This is a genomic window from Robiginitalea aestuariiviva (assembly GCF_029537735.1).
GTDB classification, from domain to species: Bacteria; Bacteroidota; Bacteroidia; order Flavobacteriales; family Flavobacteriaceae; genus Robiginitalea; species Robiginitalea aestuariiviva.
Genome location: NZ_JARPUQ010000002.1, coordinates 689031 through 712318 on the forward strand (window position 1 = coordinate 689031; position 23288 = coordinate 712318).

The following is a 23288-nucleotide window of genomic DNA, read 5'->3' on the forward strand; positions in this document are numbered from 1 at the left end:
ATCCTGTTGATCCGTTGGTGTTGGGGCAAAAGTAGCATTTTTGAAATTTCAGCCAAGGATTGGGGGCATTTTTGAAAACTCTGCACCTTTTGCGGTTTTTTCTTCCATTTACCTGTTACTTTTGGGAGGATCTTCTCAATTATTCAAAATGCCCGGGCATTCCCCAATTCTTGGGGGCGGCTGCGGGCCCCCAAGAGCCGGATATCCATGAAAATCCTTACCCGAGAACAAGTGTATCAGGCCGACCGTGAAACCCAGGCGCGGCAGGGCATTTCCAGTACCGAACTCATGGAGCGGGCCGCCCGGGCGGCCTTTGAGTGGCTCCACCAGCGGCTTCAGGGCGCCCCGGTGCCCATCCAGCTGTTTTGCGGGATGGGCAACAACGGGGGCGATGGCCTGGCCCTGGCCCGCCACCTGGCGGAGCACGGCTACCATATACACGTCTACCAGGTGCACTACAGCGAAAAGCGCTCCCCGGATTTCCTGATTAACCTGGAGGCGCTGCGGGACCGAAAAATCTGGCCCCAATCCCTGGGCCCGGAAAGCGAACTGCCGCCCATCGGCCCACAGGATATTATTGTGGATGCCCTGTTCGGCATTGGCCTGACCCGACCCCCAACCCCCTGGGTGGCTGCCCTGATGGCGCACCTGAATGCCAGCGGGGCCACCCGCGTGGCCCTGGATATGCCTTCAGGTCTGTACATGGACCGGGTGCCGGAATCTCCTGAGGCAGTGGTCCGGGCAGATTACGTCCTAACCTTCGGGGCACCCAAACTACCGTTCTTCCTCCCCCAAACCGGAGTGTATGCCCGCTACTGGGAGGTGTTGGACATTGGCCTGGATCCCGCATTTATGGCCAGCCTGCAACCGGATTTCATCCGGATCGGGCGGGGGGAGGCGCGTGCCCTTTACCGCGGGCGGGAGCGCTTTACCCACAAAGGTACATACGGGCATGCCTTACTCGCAGGGGGGAGTTACGGCAAGGTGGGGGCGGTGGCCCTGGCAGCCCGGGCGGCCCTGAAAGCCGGGGCCGGTTTGGTAACCGCCTGGGTACCCCGGTGCGGGTATGTGCCCTTGCAGGCAGGCCTGCCCGAAGCCATGGTACAAACCCCGGAGTCCGATGCCCACCTGGATGCCTTTCCTGCGGATACCCATGGGTATGCCGTGGGGGTAGGGATGGGGATGGGGCAGGCCCCGGAAACGGCCAGGGCCTTCCTAAAGTGGCTGAAGGCGCAGCAACAACCCCTGCTCCTGGATGCGGACGCCCTGAATGTGCTGGCGTCCCACCCTGAAGCGGCGGCTTCCCTGCCTGCAGGCAGCATCCTGACGCCCCACCCCGGGGAGCTCCGGCGCCTGCTGGGCCCCTGGAAGGACGACTTTGAAAAAATCCGCCTGGCGCGGGCCTATGCCCTGAAATACAAATGCGTATTGCTGGTTAAAGGGGCCTATACCCTGATCTTTTTCGGGGAGCGTGCCTATGTGAACGACAGCGGTAACCCCGGGCTGGCTACCGGAGGAAGCGGGGATGTCCTCAGCGGGGTGATCACCGGCCTGATGGCCCAGGCATACGACCCCCTGGCTTCGGCCCTGTTGGGCGTGCACCTGCATGGCCTTGCGGCCGATATTCTGGCGGCAGGGGATGCCATGGAAGCCATCACGGCTTCGGAAGTGGCCGGCGCTCTGGGCGCTGCCTATCGGGAATTGCTGCGGGATCCCGCCGCGGAAGAAAATGACAATCAGGCAAACTGACGTACCCTGCGGCGTACCCAGGTAAGGGCATTCTGGTAGTCGATAAAGAACTTCATCGGCTTTTTGTAGAACAAGCGTTCAATATTGAAATTGTGCATGTCCACCTCCCTGGAGGAAACAATGGCAAAAGCCTTGAGGTTGTCCAGCTCCCGCAGGTAGGTGTAGACCGTAGGGTCTATGGCATAGGAATGGATGCGGTTGCTGATGTACCCGAAAGGTTTGTCCCTGAAGTGGATTTCAGAGATTCCGATAATCTGGTAGGCCCGTTCCAGGGTCAGGGTTGCCCCTTCGTCAAAAATGGATACCATGTAGTTGTCAAAAACCTGGATCTTGCCGACATCCAGGTGGTACTCCCTGACAATGACGGTCCGTTTGGCCGGTCCTATACTCATCCCAATTTCATTAGTGTGTCTCAAGACGAAAGTAACCGGTGAGCCTGCCTCGGGGAAAAAATTTAGACGATCGACACAAATATCGTGTAAGCGGTACACGGCGGTGGAAAATGCCCCGGTATTCTTACCGCCAGGGAAGCGCATAAAAAAAAGCGGGTCATCTTTGGATGACCCGCCATGCGTTTTATCCTACAAGCCGTCAGGCCTCCTTGGACGACTCGCTGCCTTTCTCGATAGAGATGGTGAGCCCGTCTTCTTCCTTGTTGAGGTCCATGGTGATGCTGTCGCCTTCGTTCAGTTTGGCATTCACGATTTCTTCGGCCAGGGCATCCTCGATATATTTCTGGATTGCCCGCTTCAGCGGCCGCGCCCCGTATTGTTTGTCGAAGCCCTTGTCTGCGATATAATCTTTGGCCTTGTCGGTCAGGACCAGGTCATAGCCGATGTCCGCAATGCGGGAATAGAGCTTGGCGAGTTCGATGTCGATGATCTCGTGGATGTGCTCCCGTTCCAGCGGGTTAAAGACAATCACGTCGTCGATCCGGTTCAGGAATTCAGGCGCAAAAGCTTTTTTCAGGGCGTTTTCGATCACGCTTTTCTGGTGGGTATCCGCCTGGGCTTTCTTGGCAGACGTCCCGAAACCAACTCCCTGTCCGAAGTCCTTCAGCTGACGGGCACCGATGTTGGAGGTCATGATGATGATGGTATTCCGGAAGTCGATTTTCCGGCCCAGGCTGTCGGTCAGGTAGCCGTCGTCCAGCACCTGCAGCAGCATGTTAAACACATCCGGGTGGGCTTTTTCCACCTCGTCCAGGAGGATAACGGAATAGGGCTTGCGGCGCACCTTCTCGGTGAGCTGCCCGCCTTCTTCATAACCCACATACCCGGGAGGTGCCCCAACCAGGCGTGAGATGGCGAATTTCTCCATGTATTCGCTCATGTCGATGCGTACCAGGGCATCTTCGGAATCGAAGAGTTCCTTGGCCAGCACCTTGGCGAGCTGGGTTTTCCCCACCCCGGTCTGCCCGAGGAAGATAAAGCTGCCAATGGGCTTGTTCGGGTCTTTCAGGCCGGCGCGGTTCCGCTGGATCGCCTTGGCCACCTTGGCCACGGCCTCGTCCTGCCCGATCACGCTGTTCTTGATCAGGTTCGGCAATTTGGCCAGCTTGTTGCTTTCGGTCTGGGCAATTTTATTCACGGGGATGCCGCTCATCATGGACACCACATCCGCCACGCTGTCTTCGGTTACGGTTTCCCGGTGCAACTTGCTATCTTCTTCCCATTTTTCCTGGGCAGCAGCCAGTTCTTTCTCCAGGCGTTTCTCGTCGTCACGGAGCTTGGCGGCTTCTTCGTACCGCTGCTTTTTGACCACGCTGTTTTTAAGTTCCCGCACCTCGTCCAGTTGCTTCTCGAGCTCCAGGATCTGTTTGGGGACATCCATATTCACGATGTGAACCCGGGATCCTGCCTCGTCCAGGGCGTCTATGGCCTTATCCGGGAGGAAGCGGTCGGTCATGTACCGGTTGGTGAGCTTCACGCAGGCCTCCAGGGCTTCGTCCGTGTAGTTCACGTTGTGGTGGTCTTCGTATTTGCCCCTTATGTTCCGGAGGATTTCGATGGTTTCCTCTACGGTGGTGGGTTCCACCATCACTTTCTGGAAGCGGCGCTCCAGGGCCCCGTCTTTTTCGATATACTGCCTGTATTCGTCCAGGGTGGTGGCCCCGATACACTGGATCTCACCCCGCGCCAGGGCGGGTTTGAACATGTTGGAGGCATCCAGGCTGCCCGTGGCGCCCCCGGCTCCCACAATGGTGTGGATCTCATCTATAAAGAGGATAACGTCGTCGTTCTTTTCCAGTTCGTTCATCACAGCCTTCATCCGCTCTTCGAACTGCCCCCGGTATTTGGTACCGGCCACCAGGGAGGCCAGGTCCAGGGTCACCACGCGTTTACCGTACAGGATGCGGGATACCTTTTTATTGATGATCCGCAGGGCAAGGCCTTCGGCAATGGCACTTTTCCCCACCCCGGGCTCCCCGATCAGCAGGGGGTTGTTTTTTTTGCGGCGGCTCAGGATCTGGGAAACCCGTTCTATTTCCTTTTCGCGGCCCACTACGGGATCCAGCTTGCCTTCCTCGGCCATTTGGGTCAGGTCCCGCCCAAAGTTATCCAGCACGGGCGTTTTGGATTTTTTGCTGCCTTTCTGGCTGCCGCTGCTGCCCCCGAAGGCGCCTTCCTTGCCTTCTGCGGCATCGTCGGAGTCGCTCGGGAAGGATTCGGAAGTCGGGCTTTCGGTATAGTCGTCTTCGCTGGTGATCATGCTCTTGAACTGCTCTTTTACCCCGTCGTAATCCACCTTCAGCTTATGGAGCAGTTTGGTGGTGGGGTCGTTTTCGTTCCGCAGGATACACAGCAGCAGGTGGGCCGTATTGATGGAAGAACTCTGGAAGAGCTTGGCTTCCAGGAAGGTGGTCTTCAGGGCCCGTTCGGCCTGGCGGGTCAGGTGCAGGTTTTTGCGGTCTTTCTGGTGGGTGCCGGCACTGGGGTTGGCCGGGCTCAGGATCTCTACCTTGCGGCGCAGGTGGTCCAGGTCCACCTCCATGGCATCGAGGATGCTGATCGCCTTCCCGTTGCCATCCCGCAACAGCCCGAGCATCAGGTGCTCGGTGCCGATAAAATCGTGGCCCAGGCGCAATGCCTCCTCCTTGCTGTACGCAATGACGTCTTTTACTCTTGGTGAAAAATTATCGTCCATAGAACCTGCAAATTCAAAGCTAAAATTACTAAAACTATCGGTAAGATCGTCAAATACCATACCTATATTCGACAAAGCCCTCCTAAAAGACGAAAAAAACGCCGGAACGCAAAAAGTTTAACAGGGATTTTATCAACCCCGAAACGGGGGTGGGATGTTAATAAATTCTTTAATAATTGAAATGGGCACTGGCATGAAAGGGGCTAATTTCCGTATATTGCCGTGATTTTTAAACCTCAAAAACTGACGTAATCTAGCACATGGCAGAAGGAGAGAAATTGATCCCGGTAAACATTGAGGATGAGATGAAATCCGCCTACATCGATTATTCGATGTCGGTCATTGTGTCACGTGCCCTGCCCGATGTCAGGGACGGCCTGAAACCGGTACACCGCAGGGTGTTGTACGGCATGCACGAACTCGGCGTTCGCTCCACGAGCGCCCATAAAAAATCCGCCCGGATCGTGGGGGAGGTGCTCGGTAAGTACCACCCGCACGGAGATTCCTCCGTATACGATACCATGGTGCGTATGGCCCAGGAATGGAGCCTGCGCTACATGCTCGTGGACGGGCAGGGGAACTTTGGCTCCATAGATGGCGACAGCCCGGCGGCCATGCGGTACACCGAGGCCCGGATGCGGAAGATCGCCGAGGAGATGCTGGCGGATATCGACAAGGAAACGGTAGACCACCAGCTCAACTTTGACGACTCCCTGGAAGAACCGGTGGTACTGCCCACCCGTATCCCGAACCTGCTGGTGAACGGCGCCTCCGGGATTGCTGTGGGGATGGCTACCAATATGCCCCCGCACAACCTCTCCGAGGTGGTGGACGGCACCATAGCCTATATTGACGACCGCAGCATTGACGTGGCGGGCCTGATGGAGTACATCAAGGCGCCGGATTTCCCCACCGGGGGGATCATCTACGGGTACGACGGCGTAAAGGAAGCCTTCGAGACCGGCCGCGGCCGCGTGGTGATGCGGGCCAAGGCGAGCTTCGAGGAAGTACAGGGACGCGAGTGCATCGTGGTTACCGAAATTCCTTATCAGGTCAACAAGGCGGACATGATCAAGAAGACCGTAGACCTGATCAACGAAAAGAAGGTCGAGGGGATTGCGAATATCCGGGACGAGTCCAACCGGAAAGGGATGCGGATAGTCTATGTCCTGAAACGGGACGCCATCCCGAATATCGTCCTGAATACCTTGTATAAGTATACAGCCCTGCAGTCTTCCTTCAGCGTGAACAACATCGCCCTGGTGGAAGGCCGGCCGCAGCTGCTGAACCTCAAGGACCTGATTGTCCATTTTGTGGACCACCGCCACAATGTGGTGGTGCGCCGTTCCGAATATGAACTGCGCAAGGCCGAGGAGCGCGCCCATATCCTGCAGGGGCTGATTATCGCTTCGGACAACATCGACGAGGTGATTCAGATCATCCGGGGCAGCGCCAACCCGGAAGAAGCCCGGAATAATCTGATCGAGCGCTTCGAACTCACCGAGATCCAGGCGCGGGCCATCGTGGAAATGCGACTGCGCCAGCTCACAGGGCTGGAACAGGACAAGCTGCGGGCCGAGTACGAGGAAGTACTGGCCACCATCGAAGACCTGAAGGATATCCTGGCCCGGGAAGAGCGCCGGATGGAAATCATAAAGGAAGAACTGGAGGAAGTCCGCAGCAAATACGGGGATGATCGCCGCAGCGAGATTAACTATGCCGGAGGCGACCTCAGTATTGAAGATATGATTCCGGACGAGCAGGTTGTCATTACCATCTCCCATGCCGGGTACATCAAGCGCACCCCCCTCTCCGAATACCGGACCCAGAACCGGGGCGGGGTAGGGCAGAAGGCTTCTGCCACCCGGAATGAGGATTTCCTGGAACACCTCTTTGTAGGCACCAACCACCAGTATATGCTCTTCTTTACCCAGCAGGGGCAGTGTTACTGGCTGCGCGTTTTTGAGATTCCGGAAGGCAGCCGCACCTCCAAGGGGCGTGCCATCCAGAACCTGATCAATATTGCCCAGGACGATAAGGTAAAGGCCTTTATCTGTACCCAGGACCTCAAAGACGAGGATTACGTGAACAGCCACTACGTGATCATGGCCACCAAAAAAGGGGTGGTGAAAAAGACGTCGCTGGAACAGTACTCCCGACCCCGCCAGAATGGAATTATCGCCATTGGCATACGGGAAGGGGACGAATTGCTGGAGGCCAAACTTACTACGGGAACCAGCCAGATCTTCCTGGGGCTCAAATCCGGAAAAGCCATCCGCTTTGAGGAGAGCAAGACGCGTCCCATGGGCCGTTCTGCCTCCGGGGTTCGGGGGATTACCCTGGCTGACGACGCCGACGAGGTGATCGGCATGGTATCCGTCCATAACTTTGATGAAGACATCCTTGTGGTTTCCGAGAATGGCTACGGCAAGCGCTCCAGCATCGAGGACTACCGGACCACCAACCGGGGCGGGAAAGGGGTGAAGACCATCTCGATTTCCGAAAAAACCGGCGGGCTGGTGGCTATCAAGAGCGTTTCGGATATGGACGACCTGATGATCATCAACAAATCCGGTATTGCCATCCGCATGAACATGGAAGATCTCCGTACCATGGGCCGGGCTACCCAGGGGGTTCGCCTGATAAACCTGAAGGGTGGGGATTCCATTGCCGCCGTAGCCAAGGTGATGAAGGAAGAGGACAACCTGGAAGATACCGACATCCACAATATGGACGTGGACACTGAGGATGGCACGGCTCTTGATAAAGAAGGGGAGAACCCCGAAAATAATTCGTAAACACTAGTAAGCATTTATACATGAAAACCAAATTGATTCTTTTGGCTGCTGCTTTTGTAACAGCGGCCGGATTCGCACAGAAATCTGAGATAAAGGATGCCGAGAAGGCCATGAAAAACGGGCAGTCTGCGGCAGCTAAAGCCAGCCTGGAAAGCGCGATGGGTGCCATCTCCGGTGCCGATGAGCGTACCCAGGCGCAGTTCTACAACCTCCTGGGGCAGGCCAATGCCGATTTGGCAGCCAAGGGAGACAACGCGGCCTTCGAACAGGCTGCTGACGCCTATATGAAGGTAATTGCAGTGGAAGAAGCCAGCGGGAAGGCCCGTTACACGGAAGAAGTAGAGCAACGCCTGCGCGCCCTGGCCGCAGACCTGGTGAACTCTGCCGTGGACGACAACAACGCCGAGAAATTTGACCAGGCCGCCGAGAAACTGGCCCTGGGGTACAAGGTAAGCCCGCAGGACACCGTTTACCTCTACTACGCTGCAAGCAGTGCCGTTAGCGGGGGTAATTACGAAAAAGCCCTGGGCTACTATGAGCAACTGAAAGAAATCGGTTACGACGGCAGCTCCATGGTCTACAAGGCTACCAATGTGGAAACCGGTGAGCAGGAGGAGATGGCTCAAAGCCAGCGCGATATCATGGTGAAATCCGGAACCTACACCAATCCGGTAGACGAGAAACGCCCCTCCAAAAAAGCGGAGATCGTAAAAAACATCGCCCTGATTTATTCCCAGCTCGGGCGGAATGAAGAGGCCCTGGCCGCTTATGCGGATGCCCGTGCCAACAACCCGGACGACGTGAACCTGGTGTTGAATGAGGCCAACCTCCACTACCAGATGGGGGACAAGGAGAAATTCAAGGCGTTAATGGCCGAAGCTGCTGAGATGGCCCCGGATAACGCAGACCTGCATTATAACATCGGTGTAATTAATATGGAGCAGGACAATATTGAGGAGGCTCGTGCATCCTACCGCCGGGCCATCGAGATCAACCCGGGCTATGTAAACGCCCAGTTGAACCTTTCCACCACCTACGTGAATGAAGGGAACGGCCTGATTGACGAGATGAACTCCCTGGGGACTTCCCGTGCGGATATCGCCAAGTACGACGAGCTGAAGCAGAAAAAGGACGACCTCTTTATGGAAGGGGCCACGATCCTGGAGGAAGCCCTTAAATCCAACCCGGACAACCAGGGCGTACTCACCCAGCTGAAGAACATCTACGGCGCCCTGGGCGATAACGAGAACTTCATGCGCATCAAAAAACTGCTGGAGGAATAAGTCCTTCCTTCAGCTATTCCACAAAAAGCCCTGCCGTGTGCGGGGCTTTTTTTATTACAGGATTTTCTTGATGACCCGTAGGGGATGGGTATAATTCCGCAGCTCGTTGTTGAAGATCCCGCTGTGGTCCAGGCGGTCGATGCGGACCTTGCCGAAGGCGTGGATGATGTAGTTGTCCCGCATGATGATGCCCACGTGGTTGATGGTCCCGTCCGGGCCGTCGAAAAACGCCAGGTCTCCGGGGTTGCTCTCCTCTATAAAGCTCAGGGCTTCCCCCTGGGTGGCCTGCTCGTGCGGGTAGCGGGAAAGGCGGGTGCCGCAGCATTTATAGACCATCTGGGCAAACCCCCCGGCATCGATCCCGAAAGGAGAGCGCCCGCCCCTCAGTTCGGGGCTGTTCAGGTAGAGCAGGGCTGTGGGGATCAGGTTTTCCTTGTCCTGGTAGTCTGCAAAGACCTCCCCTTCAAAGTGCTGCCCCAGCAGGGGTGCGCGGCCCACTTCAGAGCCCAGCAGAACCGGCAGCAGCAACCCTTCGCGGGTGGCGGCATGTCCGACCAGGTCGGAGCACCGCCCGGCTTTGGGGTGCCCGTCCGGGCTGGGATAGGCCTCTTCGGGGATCTCAAAATGCTGGTCCGGCCGGATCCAGCCTTCGCACCCGTCCCATTCCGTGCGGATCCGCAGGCCTTTTTTGCGGGTGTCGAGCACCTTGTAAGCTTCCCCATACAGCAACTGGGTAGTAAGCCCGGAGTCCGGTTCCGGACTTTCGTAAACGGCCACCAGGCTCAGGGGACAGATTCCGTAACGCATCGGAGAGAAAGGGGATTACAGCCTTTCGATGACCAGGGCCGAGGCACCGCCTCCGCCATTACAGATGGCGGCAGCGCCAAAGCGCGCCTCGCGCTGTTGCAGGATGTGCAACAGGGTTACCGTGATGCGTGCTCCGGAGCAGCCCAGCGGGTGCCCCAGGGACACGGCGCCCCCGTTTACATTAACATTGGCATCGGTGAGCCCCAGCAGTTTGATGTTGGCCAGGCCCACTACGCTAAAGGCTTCGTTGAATTCGAAGAAGTCGATATCGGATAGGGAGAGGCCAGCCTTATCCAGGGCCAGGGGCAGGGCTTTCGCCGGGGCCGTGGTAAACCATTTGGGCTCCTGGGCGGCGTCCGCATAACTGCGGATGCGTGCCAGGGGTTTCAGACCCTTTTCCGCAGCCTTTTCGGCGCTCATCAGGACCAGGGCGGCAGCCCCGTCGTTAATGGTGGAGGCATTGGCTGCGGTAACGGTCCCGTCTGCCGTAAAAGCCGGCCGCAACTTGGGGACCTTCTCCAGCATCACATTCTGGTATTCTTCATCCCGATCCACCACCTTGGGTTCGCCCCTGCGTTGGGGCACTTCCACGGGGACTACCTCGGTATCGAATTTTCCATTTTCCCATGCCTGGGCCGAACGCTGGTAGGATTGGATGGCATAGGCATCCTGGTCTTCCCGGCTAAACTGGTATTCGGAGGCGCAGGCATCGGCGCAAACACCCATGGCCTGCTGGTCGTAAGCGTCTACCAGGCCATCCTGCTGCATCCCGTCCAACAGTTTGGCGGGCCCGAATTTCTGGCCGTTGCGCATGTGGAGGTAATGAGGGATCAGGCTCATGTTTTCCATCCCCCCGGCCACAATTACGGAGGCGTCCCCCAGGGCAATGCTCTGGGCGGCCTGCATGATGGCTTTCATGCCGGAAGCGCACACCTTGTTTACGGTGGTGCAGGGTACCGTATCCGGAATGCCGGCGTAGATAGCGGCCTGCCTGGCAGGTGCCTGCCCGGCCCCGGCCTGTACCACGTGGCCCATCAGGACCTCCTGTACTTCCCCGGGCTCCAACCCGATTTTCTCCAGGGCGCCTTTAATGGCGGCAGCGCCCAGTCTGGGGGCAGGAACGGTGGATAAACTTCCCATAAAACTCCCGATGGGAGTGCGGACGGCGGATACGATAACAACCTCTTTCATGGTGTACTTTTAGGTATAGCGAAAATACGAATTTATACCCGGACCTCCCGGGCGGGTGGAAGAAAAGCCAGCGGGATGCCGGAGGTTTTTTCTATTTTTGGGGAACAAGCCATTTCCATGACCCACCTGCTGGATAAACTCTATCGTTCCCAGGCGCTGATCTACAAGTACATCCTCTACTTTGCGACCGTCGGGGCCATTGTCTTTTTCTTTCCCAGGGGCGGGCAATTCAAATACGAATACCAGAAAGGGAAACCCTGGCAATACGAAAACCTGTATGCGGAGTTCGATTTTTCCATCCGCAAGTCGGCCGAGGAACTGGATGCCGAGCGGCAACAGGTGAAGGATCAGCAGGTACCCTACTACAGATACAACACGGAAAAGGCTCAGGCCGTGTATGATGCCTATCAGGCAGCTTTTCCGGAGTATTTCCCCCGGGCCGTGATGACGGGGCGTGAATGGGAACGCCTGCGGCGTCAGGGCCGTGCCGTACTTGACAGCATGTACCGCACAGGGTTTATCGGCGGGGGTGCTGCTCCCCAGAAAGAGGAGGTCTATCTGGTTAGGGACAATGAAGCCCGGCGGATGCCCCTGAGCCGCATCCACCGCATTGGCCAGCTTAACGCCATTCTCCGGGGCCTGGCCCCGGAGGTCGGGATACAGGATGAACTGCCCCGCTTCCAGGACCTGTTTTTTAAAATTGTCCAGCCCAATGTAGCCCAGGATGCCGACCTTACCCAGCGGGAACTGGAAGAGCAGCTGGCCAGGATTTCCCTGACCCGGGGTACGGTAGACGAGGGCGCCCTCATCATTGCCAAGGGGGAGGTGGTGGAGGTCGACAACCTCAAGATGTTGGATTCCCTGCGGGAGGAATACCAAAGCACCCTCTGGACCGAGAGCAACGCCTATTTCGTATTGGCCGGGTATACCATCCTGGTGGCCCTGGTGCTGATCATGCTGCTGTTGTTCCTGAAGAAGTACCGCCCGCAGGTATACAACAACAATGTAAAGGTCACCTTCATCTTCTTCAATATCCTGATGATGGTTTTCCTGACCACCTTTGTGGTGAAGTACGACGAGCAACTAGTTTTCGTAGTGCCCCTCTGCGTGCTCCCCCTGATCCTGAAAACCTTTTTTGACGCCCGCCTGGGGCTGTTTGCCCATGTGCTGGCGGTGCTGATCCTGGGCTTTGTGGTGCCCAACAGCTATGAGTACATCTTCCTGCAGATCATTGCGGGGATCGTGACCATCCTGACGGTATCCGAACTCTACAAGCGGGCCAACCTCTTTATATCCGTGGGGCAGATCACCCTGATCTACATCCTGGGGTATTTTGCCTTCCACATCATCCACGAGGGCAACCTGGACAACGTGATCTGGGCCAACTTCGGGTTCTTCCTCCTGAACGGGATGATCACCCTCTTTGTACAGCCCCTGATCTATATCTATGAAAAGATGTTCGGGATGGTTTCGGATGTGTCCCTGCTGGAGCTGTCGGACACGAACTCCCGCCTGCTCAAGGAACTTTCCACCAAAGCCCCCGGGACCTTCAACCACTCCCTGCAGGTGGCCAACCTGGCCGAAGCGGCGGCCAACGAAGTGGGGGCCAATGCCATGCTGGTGCGGGTTGGGGCCCTGTACCACGACATCGGGAAGATGAACAACCCCACTTATTTTACCGAAAACCAGACCACCAACATCAACCCCCACGACGACCTGGCCCCGGCCGAGAGCGCCGGCATCATCATCCGCCATGTAATCGAGGGGATTGAACTGGCCCGCAAATACAACCTCCCGGACCGGGTAATCGACTTTATCCGCACCCACCACGGCACCACCCTGGTGTACTATTTCTATAAAAAGGCCAGGGAAAAGGCCGGGGGAGAGGTAGACCAGAAGCCGTTCCGCTACCCTGGGCCCATCCCGTTTTCGAAGGAAACGGCCATCCTCATGATGGCGGACTCCGTGGAAGCGGCCTCCAAGAGCCTGGTAAACCCCACCTTCAGCATCATTGATGAATTTGTGGACCGCATTGTGGGCGGGCAGATGCAGGCCGGGCAGTTCCTGAATTCCGACATCACCCTGAAGGAAATCGAAACCGTGAAAAAGGTCCTCAAACAGCGCCTGACCAATATTTACCACCTGCGGGTGGAGTACCCGGAATAGCTGCCCCGGGTACCGGGATATTTTGTATTTTAACAGGACTTCCCCCCATCCCGGAAATCGATTCGGGCCAAACCAACACGGCATTGTTTTTGTGGTATAATCCTACAAACCAACACCTGAAGCCCTATGCAGCACACACGTACCCTTCCGTTGTTCCTCCTTTCCTTTTTTCTTGCTTTCACCACCAATGCCCAGGACGCTGCCGGCCCGCGCCCGGGGTTGTACCGCTTTGTGCCAGACCCGGCCCAGGACCGCAGTCTTAGGGATTCCCTGCTTCGGTGGGAGGAGCGCATCTACCTGCATACGGACCGGGACCAGGCTGCCCCCGGGGAGGTGGTGTTCTTTAAAGCCTATGCCACTACAGGCCCCAACCACCTGCGCGTGAGCCCGAGCGGGGTGTTGAAGGTGGAGCTCCTCGATTCGGAAAAAGCCCTGGTGAGCACTCAGTTTTACCGGTTGCAGGCGGGTACGGCTCAGGGAACCCTGCAGTTACCCAAAAAGCTAGAACCCGATACCTACAGCATCCGGGCCTATACGCGATGGATGGAAAATTATGGCCCTGACCGTTATTTTGAACAGCCCCTGCACATTGGAACAGCGTCCGGGTCATTGCCTGAAAATCCGAGCCCCTTGCAGATGGCCAGCCTGGTGGAGGTATTTCCCGAAGGCGGGGGCCTGCTGGCCGGGAAGGAAAACAAATTGGTGGTAACCGCCAGGGATGCCCTGGGATGCCCGGTGTCATTTCAGGCACGGGTAGTGAGTCTGGACGGCCGGGAAGCGTATCCGGTGGAAACCTATGCCCAGGGGTACGGAATGGTGGTATTGACTCCCAGGGCCGGTGCAGGCTACCGTTTGGAAATGGAACAGGGGGGTACGCATCCGCTACCCCCGGTCACTGAAAGTGGGTATAGCCTGAGGCTGAATAACCTGGACCCTGAGGTTATCCGGGTCGAGGTTCAGGCTACCGAAGACCTGCGCAACCATCCCGTAAGGCTCTCGGGAATGCTGGGGGGGCAGGTATACCTGGAGCGGGAACTGGCATTCGATAATTCCCTGGAGGCCCGCCTGGAAATCTCCAAAAAAGGGATACCGCAGGGGCTTATGGAATTGCGGATTACCGATGAAGCCGGGACGGTCCGGGCAAGCCGGCCGCTGGCCTTGTCTGCAGAACCCCTGCGCATGGAAGTAGAACCCCTTCCCGGAAATGAATTCCGGGTGCGGGTTACGGATGCCAGTGGGCAGCCGGTGGCCACAGACCTCTCGGTTGCCGTTACCGGGCAGCGTGCAGCAAGCCGCCATCCGGGGCTGGTAGCATCCCTGCCACCGGGATTGGGCGCAGGGGGCCAAAAGGCCCCAAGACAAAGGGTTTTCCTGCAGGATTTACAGGCCCTGGCCTCCCGGCCCGGGACTGTAACCGATATGCCTGGTGAAGTGATTTTTCCCGTGCAGACCGGGCTGGAATTGCATGTGAAGGTGTATGACATGTCCGACCAGCTTCTACCAAATACCCATATACAAGTCCTTGGGAGTTCCGGGGAGAACCTGCTGATCCGCGAGGCCCGTACCGATGCCTCCGGAATCCTGCATTTAAAGGATCTCGATATTACAGGAGAAACCCAGCTTGTTTTCCGGACCCAGGGAGAAGAAACAGCAGAACGCCTGGTGAAGGTCAAGCCCGTGGAAGACCTTAAAACCGGGAATGAAAAACCCCGGAAAGTAAGCAACCTGTATGAGAGGGCGATGCGCAAAAACCCTGTGGTAACCCCTACGGCCTACGCCCCCTATGATACCACTGGACTGATCCGCCTGCGCCAGGCTACGGTAAAGGCGAATAACCGCAAAGAAGAAGCCCGTAAGATAGCTCCCAGCACCTATGGGGTTCAACCGCTTGAAAAGAACACCATCTACCAGGATCCCAAACGCCCTCAAACCATGTTAAACCTGGTGCGGCGCATTCCAGGAATGATTATACGCAACGAAGGGACAGGCAACCCCGTAGTATACAATGTCCGAAATCTTGGGTATTTACGCCCTGGCCTTCCCCTTTGGGTGCTGGATGGTCAAATCCTCCGTTCCGCGCCCGGAGCGGGATATGATGCAGCCTACAATACGCCCATCTTTGATGTGCCGGCCATCGATATCGAACGGATCGAATACATCATAGACCCGTCCCAAACAGGGATTTTCGGTATTCAGGGCAGCAACGGGGTAATTCTGGTATATACCCGCACCGGCGGGGAATTGCGGTATCTTTCCCGTAAGGAGGCTTCCCTCACCTTTAAAGGGTTTGAACCCCCTGAGCGCTTCGAGGATATTAAGGCGGCCCCTGCCAAAGAAGACCGGGCCCCGCTTACCTATTACTGGAATCCGGAATTGCGCACCAATGCCCGGGGCGAGGCCCGATTCCGACTGGATGAGGTACCTTCCGGCGCCGTACACATTGTGGTTCAGGGCTTAACCCCGGATGGCCGGCCAGGCACCTTTACGGCCACCCTGGAGCCCATGGAATAGCACTACCGTAACCCGCAAAAACAAAAAACCGCCCCCCGGAATCCCGGCAGGGCGGTTTTTCATAACCAACCTAACAACTTTCTTTTTCATAGATGCCGGAATGGCTGTTGGGTTGCGTGGCAAACCCTTGGTTCCGGTATCCTAAGCACAACAATAGTCGGGCATCAGGAGCGGACCTTACAGCACAGGGACAGGCTGTAAATGTTAAAAATATCCAAATTTCCGGGGCAAACCAAACCCCGGAAAAAAAGCTGCGTAGGTAGGGGTGTAATGTCTAATCATAAACCCTTTTACATGATACGCAATTCGAAATTTTTGGGAGGCATGCTCCTGTTCCTCGGTTTTTTTACCGCCTGCAGCGACAACGCCTCCGACATGGATGACATCCCCTATATGGGCGAAAGCAAATCCTTTGCCCTGATGTCGCGGGCGGACGCCTCCGTTTCCGGCATGGCCGTTTTTGAAGAAAATGCGGATGGGAGTACCACCGTAACCCTGGACCTGAACGGCACCACATCCGGGATGCTACCGGCTCACATCCACTTTAACAGTGCGGCCGAGGGCGGCGATATTGCCGTCTCCCTGAACCCGGTAGACGGGGCAACAGGGATGAGCGTTACCATGGTGAGCGCCCTGGACGACGGGATGCCGATCACCTATGCCCAACTGCTGGCCTTTGACGGCTACATTAATGTACACCAGAGTATGGATAACCTGGCCACCCTGATGGCCCAGGGAGACATCGGGATTAATGAACTCACTGAAACTTCCATTACGTACGACCTGGGTTCGCGGGACGTGGAGGGGATTTCCGGCAGCCTGGTGCTGACCCGCCGCGTTAGCGGGGCCACTTTGGCCGAAATCCGCCTGGAGGGCACCCCGGACGGGGGCATGCACCCCGGCCATATCCATATGAACAGTGCGGCCGAAGGGGGCGATATCGCCTTTACTTTTAATGCGGTGGACGGCACCTCCGGGATGAGCCAAACCCATATTGAAGCCCTCAATAGCGGCGCGCCTATTTCCTATGAAGAGCTGCTGGCCTTTGACGGGTATGTAAACATCCACCTGAGTGCGGACGACCTGGGGACCCTGGTGGCCCAGGGCGATATTGGCCGCAACGACCTGACCGGGGAGAGCAAGGCCTATGCCCTGGATACCCGCGACCGACCTGGGGTACAGGGAACCGCCACCTTCTTCGAGCGGGTAAGCGGCAACAGCCTGCTGGTGGTACAGTTGGAAGGTACCCCTGCGGACGGGATGCACCCTGGCCACGTTCACATGGACAATGCCGTAACCGGCGGGGGTATTGCCCTGACCCTGGAAACGGTTGTTGGGGCTACCGGCCGCAGCGAGACCGATGTGGAGACCCTGGACGACGGCACTCCTGTCTCCTATATGCAGTGGCTGGATTTTGACGGTTATATCAATATCCATGAAAGCGCAGACAACCTGGGGTCCCTGATTGCCCAGGGCGATATCGGCCAGAACGAACTCACCGGGCAGCGGATGATCTACCCCCTGGTATCGGTCTCCGACCCTACCATTTTTGGGACGGCCACCTTCCGGGAGCGGGTGAATGCGGAAACCCTGGTGGAGGTAGCCCTGCAGGGCACCCAGGACGGGGACTCCCACCCCTCCCATATCCATATGGGCTCCGTAGACCAGGCTCCCGGTACCATCCTGATCAGCCTGGGTGCGGTTTCAGGCGCCACCGGCATGTTGCAGACCAACGTGACCATGCTGGATGACCAGACCCCCATCTCCTACGAGCAGATGGTTGTCCTGGACGCGTACCTGAATGTACACCTGAGCGCCGAGGACCTCGCCACCCTGGTAGCCCAGGGCGATGTAGGGATCAATGCCCAGTAACCCGTAATTCCCCCAACGGAAAGACCCGGCTTCGGCCGGGTTTTTTTATGGGCCTTAGTTAAGGTATACTTGAACAGGCCCCAGAAAAAGGGGAAGGCATTCCGGTATGTGCCCTTCGGCAAAAACAATAAAACCCGGCAGTACGCCGGGTTTTGTCATGGGTTTAAGGGTGCTGCGTTTACGAGGGGACCGTTCCCAGGGTATACAACTGTTCCAGGGTAGGGGTCGCGCTTCCACCCGCCGGTTCCAGGGTAATACCGAAGGCTTCCGAGGCATTGGGGTTTTGCAGGGCAAAGATCTTGTCGGCATCCGCAGCAAAATCCTCCAGCAGCCCCAGGCTAACGGGAGTAAGCGGGTCCAGGGTAAGGGACCAGACCTGGTACACCATGCCGGGGGGCGGTTCCGGGAGGCCCCGGGCGTCGATGTAGAGGCGGGTGTCTTCCCGGTTCCAGTAGGCCCGCGCATAAGCTTCGGGGGCTACCGTCTGGCCTTGCAGGGGCACCACCTGTATGCTGCGCTCGCCCAGGGCTTCCAGCAGCCGGTTGGCTTCCTTCAGGGAATCTTCCGTATTGGCAATCTGCTCTTCAAGGGCTCCGCGCATGAGTTCCTGCCGCTGCAATTGGGATTGCAGGTCCCGGTTCTGTACGTAGAAGTATACGGAGGCGGCGCCTACCACCACGGCGGCAGCCCATCCACTGTATGCCGGCCACAGGGGCCTTACGCGGGAGGGCTTTGCCAATCGGGATTGCAGGGGGGCGAAATCCGGCTTCCGGCCGGCCGCATAAGCGGAACTGAGGCCGCGTACCGTTGCCTCTATAGCCTCGATTTCCTCCCGCACGCGTGGGTGCGCCTCCGCCAGGGCCGCGATTTCGCGGTTTTCCCGTTCGGAAAGCTGCCCGGCTACGTAGAGCTCCAGGATGCCCGATGCGATGTATTTATCCAGGTCCATTGGCGGTTTCCATATTTTTCCGAAGCCGGCCCAGGCAATCCCTGTTCCGGGTTTTTACCGTTCCCAGGGGGATGTCCAGTTCTTCCGCAATGGCCTTCTGGCTATATCCCCTGAAGTAGATTAATTGAATGATCTGCCGGCATTTTTCGGTGAGGCCCTGCAGGTATAACCCGAGTTTCTCCGCCAGGGGATGGGATTCCTCCGGCAGTTCCACAGCCTCATTTTCCGTATCTACGAAGTTTTCCGTGTGCAGGTTTTGTTTTTGCCTTTTATAATTCCGGGATCGCAGGTGGTCTATGGCCCGGTTGCGGGCGATATTCAGCAACCAGGTAAAAACCCGCCCTTTGGAGGCATTGTATTGCCCGGCCTTTTCCCATACCGTCACAAAGACATCCTGGCACAATTCCTCCGCCAGCATAGGGTCCCGCACCACGGCGTTGATGGCCCCGCAAATGTTTTCGGCAAAGCGGGTATGCAGTTCCCTGAAGGCCTCCATATCCTTATCCTGCACCCGCCCGACCAGGTCTGCTGCTTCCGTCTGTGGCATATCCGCAAAATACGCTCAAAAACCCCAGACCTCAAAATCTGTGGATGGCCCGGCAGCCCATCACCTATTTTGTCCTCTTGTGTAACATTTTTTGAAATTGTGTTACTTTTAAGAAAAACAATTCCGGCTCCCCACCGGCACAAGACCACAACCATCTCGTTGATTTCCTTGCGTAATTCCTTCGTTATTTGCCTGTTGCTGTTTACGGGATACTGGGCACAGGCGCAGCAGCCCGTCGTGAGCGGTTCCTATTCAGACCAACCCCTGGCCGAAGTCCTGGGGCAACTTGAAACTCAGAGCGGGTGGCCGTTTTACTACCTGCCCCAGTGGGTGGACGGGATTACGGTTACTGCCGACTTCCGGGATGTGCCCCTGGCCGGGGCCCTGGACCAGCTCCTGGCTACCACCCCATTAAATATGTATGTCGAAACGGAGGCGAAACGGGTTTTCCTGTTGCGCAATACGGTAGTCTACGATGCCCTGCCGGAAGGGTTTTTCCCCTCGGCCCGGGATACCTTAAAGGTTGCGGTCAGGACTGTACAGGGGCGAAATTTGCCGGAACCCGTATTCCTGGATGGCGACTTGCAGCGCCAGCAGCGAACGTATCCGCTGGTGCGGATCGGGAAGGCGGGGGAGGCCGCGCCCCGGGAGCAGTACCTCTTGCAGGGCCGGGCATTCCTGCGCGGGACCGGCGAAGCTGTGCCCGATGTGGCTATCCGCCTGGAGGGTACCGGCCGGGTGGCGGTAACCGATGCGGCCGGGAATTACCAAATGGAATTGCCTCCGGGCTACCACGTCCTGGGGGTATCTGCCATGGGGGTTGCCGAAATGCGGAGGGAAATCCTTCTGTATGGGGAGGGTACCCTGGACCTTGCACTGGAAGAGGGCGTGCAACAACTTTCCGAAGTGGTGGTGGCCGCAGATGCCGCCAGCAATGTGGAAGAGGCCACGACCGGGAGCGAGCAGATCCGTTCCGAGGCCTCAAAAAATATCCCCCTGGTTTTGGGGGAAAGGGATATCCTGCAGGTGGCCAAGGCGCTACCCGGGATCTCCGCCGCCGGGGAAGGGGCCTCCGGGCTGAACGTGCGCGGGGGCAAGACGGACCAGAACCTGATCCTGCTGGACGATGCGGTGATCTATAACCCCACCCACTTTTTTGGGATTTTTCAGGCCCTGAACCCCTTTACCACGGAAGGGGTGGATATTTATAAGGGCGCAGCCCCTATGGAGTACGGCGGGCGCCTGGCCTCGGTTTTCGATATCCGCAGCAAAGACGGCAATACCGAAAAGGTAGCGGGCGAGGGTTCCGTGGGCCCGGTAACGGCCAACCTGGCCCTGGAAGTACCGGTCACCCCGGGGAAATCTGCCCTGGTCCTGGGGGCGCGGGGGGCCTATGCGGATTGGATCCTGGGGACCCTGGACGAACCTTCCCTGCAGAACAGCCAGGCATCCTTCTTTGACGGGATCCTACGGTATACCGACCGGCTGGGGGAAAAGGACCGCCTGGAAACCACCGCCTATTACAGCCGCGACGCCTTTAGTATTACCTCGGATTCCCTGTACCGGTACAGCAATGCCCTGGCTTCCGTACGCTGGGAGCACCAGTTTGGCGAGCGACACAGCAGCGTCCTGTTCCTGGGGAATAGCGATTACCGGTTCGGGATTGATTACGATGGCCCTTCCAGCAATGATTTTGAGCTGGATTACGGCATTAATGAGACCCAGTTCAAATATCGCCTGCGCAGCCTGCTCGAAGGCGGGCATACGTTGGATTATGGCCTTACCGCCAAATACTATTCGGTAAATCCGGGTCGCAAAAGCGCTTCCGGATCCGGATCCGGCAGCCCGGAAATTGACATCCCGGGGGAACAGGCCCTGGAAGGCGCCCTGTTTTTTGGCGATGGTTTTGACCTTTCCGAAAAGCTCCGGCTGGAGGCGGGGCTGCGTTTTGCCTTTTATGCCGCCCTGGGCCCGGGTTCCCAGCGCACCTACCGGGAAGGAGAGCCCCGGAGCGAGGGCAGTGTGCAGGATACCATTGCCTACAGCGGCCTGGAGACCATCCGGACCTACGGCGGTCCCGAAGGGCGTTTGTCGCTGAGGTACCTCTTTTCTGAAAATACTTCGGTCAAGGCCAGTTTCAGTAACGCCTACCAGTTTGTGCATACCCTCTCCAACAATACCACCGTTTCCCCCATCGATACCTGGAAGCTCTCAGATTTAAACCTGCGCCCCCAGAAGGGGTACCAGGCCACCCTTGGGATTTTCAGGAATTTTGCGGAGAACCGCTATGAAGTCAGCCTGGAGGGCTATTACAAACGGATGACGGATGTGCTGGATTTCAAGACTGGTGCTAATCTGCTGCTAAACCCCCATGTGGAGACCCAGGTGCTGCAGGGAGACGGGAAAGCTTATGGGGTGGAGTTTCTCCTTAAAAAGGAACAGGGCAAACTCAATGGCTGGCTGGGGTATACCTATTCGCGCTCCTTTTACCGCTTTGACAGCCCGTACAGCGAGGAGCGGATCAATGACGGGGACTATTTCCCGTCCAACTTTGACAAACCTCACGACCTGAGCCTGGTCGCCAATTACCGCTTTACCCGCCGCTACAGCGTTTCCCTGAATTTCGCCTATCAGACCGGCCGGCCGGTAACCTATCCCATTGGCACCTACCGGTTCAACAATGCGGATTTGGTCTTCTACAGTGACCGGAACCGGTACCGCATCCCGGATTACTACCGTCTGGACCTTGGGGTAAACATCGAAGGCAGCCATAAAAAGGAAAAGCTGGCCCATAGTTTCTGGACCATTTCGGTCTATAACGTGTTGGGCCGCAATAACCCCTATTCGGTCTTCTTTGTGACCGACCAGGGGGAGGTAAAGGCGCTGCAGAGTTCTATTTTTGCCATCCCGGTACCCTCCATCACCTATAATTTTAAATTCTGAGGCCGTGAAGCGAACTTTTATTGCATATCGACTTTTCCTGCCGGCCCTGCTGGCGCTGATGGCCCTGGGATGCGTGGAGGAGCTGGAACTGGAAACCCTGCAGGATGCCCCGGAAGGCGGGCTGCTGGTGGTGGAAGCCGTACTGACCGATTCCGTACAGGTACAGCAGGTGTTGCTGAGCCGCAGCTCGCCCCGCCTTGACCTGGAAACCGATACGGTGTACAACCCTTTTATCCCTTTTGGCCTGGGAGCCCGGGATTCCGTCATTGATGAACGCGGAGCTCGGGTTCAGCTGTTGTCCGGAAGCGGGGGCACCTTTTCCTTTTTTGAAACCGAGGCCGGGGCGTACCGCTCCCTGGATGCCTTTGCCCTGGCCCCCGGGGAAACCTATACCCTGGAAATCCGGACCGCCTCCGGGGCGGAATACCGGTCCGACCCCTTGCAAATTAATGGGGAGGCTGCCCTGACCGGCCTCTACGCGGAACGGGAAACCAACGCTTTTGGCGTGGAGGGGATCCAGATTTATGCGGACGGCCGTGCCCTGCAGGGCGATGCCTCCCGCCTGCGGTACGCCTATGAGGAGACCTATAAGGTCATTGCCCCGTACTGGAACGAGAATGAATTCCGGCTGACCAACTACGACCCCTGCGCCCTGCCGGACCCCACCTACACCCTGGAAATTATCCCCCAGCAAACGGAGCGACAGGTATGCTACAACACCGTACCCTCCGCCACGGTAATACAGACCAGCCTGGCTACAGGCGGTGGCAGTACCATTAACCGGTTCCCGGTGCGGTTTATCCCCAGAGACGACTTTATCCTGACCCACCGCTACAGCATTGTGGTCCGGCAGTATGTACAGGATGCCGGGGCCTTCGGGTTCTTTGAGGCCCTGAAGCGTTTTTCGGAAACCGAGAGCCTCTTTTCCCAGGTGCAGCCCGGGGCCCTGACGGCTAACGTAACCCGTACCGACGGGACGCGGGAAAATGTTTTGGGATATGTAGAGGCCGCAAGCGTGAGCCAGCGGCGCATCTTTTTCAATTACGACGATTATTTTCCGGGGGAGGCCCTGCCGCCGTACCCCTTTGTTTGCCTGGAACATTCTTCCCCGGAGTCCCATGTATCCTACTGTTTCCAGGGGATGTCTTCGGACGATTGCCCCCAGTCCATCATTGAACGGATCAACCTGGGTCTGATCACCTACACGGGCGAAAATGTGGATAACATCGGCACCTGCCCGGGGCCCTATACCTATGTAAACAGCGTCTGTGGGGATTGCACCCTGCTGGGCCAAAACACCATCCCGGAATTCTGGGAGGAATAAT

Annotated in this window: 14 protein-coding genes; 8 read left to right on the top strand and 6 right to left on the bottom strand. The window is 57.4% G+C overall.

The genetic code is table 11. The features are described 5' to 3' along the window. Nucleotides 1-207 precede the first annotated feature (207 nt). On the top strand, nt 208-1749 hold the full coding sequence (locus tag OZ410_RS09930; protein ID WP_277707807.1) for an NAD(P)H-hydrate dehydratase: 1542 nt from the start codon (nt 208-210) through the stop codon (nt 1747-1749). Here OZ410_RS09930 and OZ410_RS09935 read toward each other — a convergent pair. Further along, entirely contained in the window at nt 1737-2141 is a 405-nt protein-coding gene (locus OZ410_RS09935) for an STAS/SEC14 domain-containing protein (RefSeq protein ID WP_277707808.1), read from the bottom strand. The two genes, OZ410_RS09930 and OZ410_RS09935, sit on opposite strands and share 13 nt — an antisense overlap. A gap of 199 nt (nt 2142-2340) precedes the next feature. Beyond that, complete coding sequence (locus OZ410_RS09940) at nt 2341-4896, bottom strand: ATP-dependent Clp protease ATP-binding subunit (RefSeq protein ID WP_277707809.1); 2556 nt, start codon at nt 4894-4896, stop codon at nt 2341-2343. Between the two features lie 260 nt (nt 4897-5156). On the opposite strand from OZ410_RS09940, the gene gyrA reads away from it, so the two are divergent. Next, nucleotides 5157-7694 carry a DNA gyrase subunit A gene (gyrA, locus tag OZ410_RS09945; RefSeq protein ID WP_277707810.1) on the top strand — a complete coding sequence of 846 codons (2538 nt, stop codon included), beginning with the start codon at nt 5157-5159 and terminating at the stop codon, nt 7692-7694. A gap of 20 nt (nt 7695-7714) precedes the next feature. Next, nucleotides 7715-8977, top strand: a complete 1263-nt coding sequence (locus OZ410_RS09950) for a tetratricopeptide repeat protein (protein ID WP_277707811.1) — start codon at nt 7715-7717, stop codon at nt 8975-8977. Between the two features lie 54 nt (nt 8978-9031). On the opposite strand, the gene OZ410_RS09955 is transcribed toward OZ410_RS09950, so the two are convergent. Then, on the bottom strand, nt 9032-9784 hold the full coding sequence (locus OZ410_RS09955; RefSeq protein ID WP_277707812.1) for a C40 family peptidase: 753 nt from the start codon (nt 9782-9784) through the stop codon (nt 9032-9034). A gap of 15 nt (nt 9785-9799) precedes the next feature. Beyond that, a complete protein-coding gene (locus OZ410_RS09960; protein WP_277707813.1) occupies nt 9800-10975 on the bottom strand; it encodes an acetyl-CoA C-acyltransferase in 1176 nt (391 codons plus the stop codon). A 117-nt stretch (nt 10976-11092) separates the two neighbouring features. On the opposite strand from OZ410_RS09960, the gene OZ410_RS09965 reads away from it, so the two are divergent. From OZ410_RS09965 to OZ410_RS09975, 3 genes are all read left to right on the top strand, one after another. After that, the gene (locus OZ410_RS09965; RefSeq protein WP_277708365.1) at nt 11093-13141 is read left to right on the top strand and encodes an HD family phosphohydrolase; all 2049 of its coding nucleotides are present in this window, start codon (nt 11093-11095) and stop codon (nt 13139-13141) included. Nucleotides 13142-13267: 126 nt separating this feature from the next. Continuing rightward, the gene (locus tag OZ410_RS09970; protein WP_277707814.1) at nt 13268-15652 is read left to right on the top strand and encodes a TonB-dependent receptor; all 2385 of its coding nucleotides are present in this window, start codon (nt 13268-13270) and stop codon (nt 15650-15652) included. Nucleotides 15653-15946: 294 nt separating this feature from the next. Continuing rightward, nucleotides 15947-17524 carry a CHRD domain-containing protein gene (locus tag OZ410_RS09975; RefSeq protein ID WP_277707815.1) on the top strand — a complete coding sequence of 526 codons (1578 nt, stop codon included), beginning with the start codon at nt 15947-15949 and terminating at the stop codon, nt 17522-17524. A 178-nt stretch (nt 17525-17702) separates the two neighbouring features. On the opposite strand, the gene OZ410_RS09980 is transcribed toward OZ410_RS09975, so the two are convergent. Continuing rightward, the gene (locus OZ410_RS09980; RefSeq protein ID WP_277707816.1) at nt 17703-18473 is read right to left on the bottom strand and encodes an anti-sigma factor; all 771 of its coding nucleotides are present in this window, start codon (nt 18471-18473) and stop codon (nt 17703-17705) included. Further along, a complete protein-coding gene (locus OZ410_RS09985) occupies nt 18460-19020 on the bottom strand; it encodes an RNA polymerase sigma factor (protein ID WP_277707817.1) in 561 nt (186 codons plus the stop codon). The genes OZ410_RS09980 and OZ410_RS09985 overlap by 14 nt, the downstream gene beginning before the upstream one ends. 168 nt (nt 19021-19188) lie before the next feature. Between OZ410_RS09985 and OZ410_RS09990 the strand changes: the two genes are divergently transcribed. Together OZ410_RS09990 and OZ410_RS09995 are read left to right on the top strand one after the other, a co-directional pair. After that, the gene (locus OZ410_RS09990; protein ID WP_277707818.1) at nt 19189-21963 is read left to right on the top strand and encodes a TonB-dependent receptor; all 2775 of its coding nucleotides are present in this window, start codon (nt 19189-19191) and stop codon (nt 21961-21963) included. A 4-nt stretch (nt 21964-21967) separates the two neighbouring features. Next, nucleotides 21968-23287 carry a DUF4249 domain-containing protein gene (locus OZ410_RS09995; protein ID WP_277707819.1) on the top strand — a complete coding sequence of 440 codons (1320 nt, stop codon included), beginning with the start codon at nt 21968-21970 and terminating at the stop codon, nt 23285-23287. The last annotated feature ends 1 nt before the right edge of the window (nt 23288 follow it).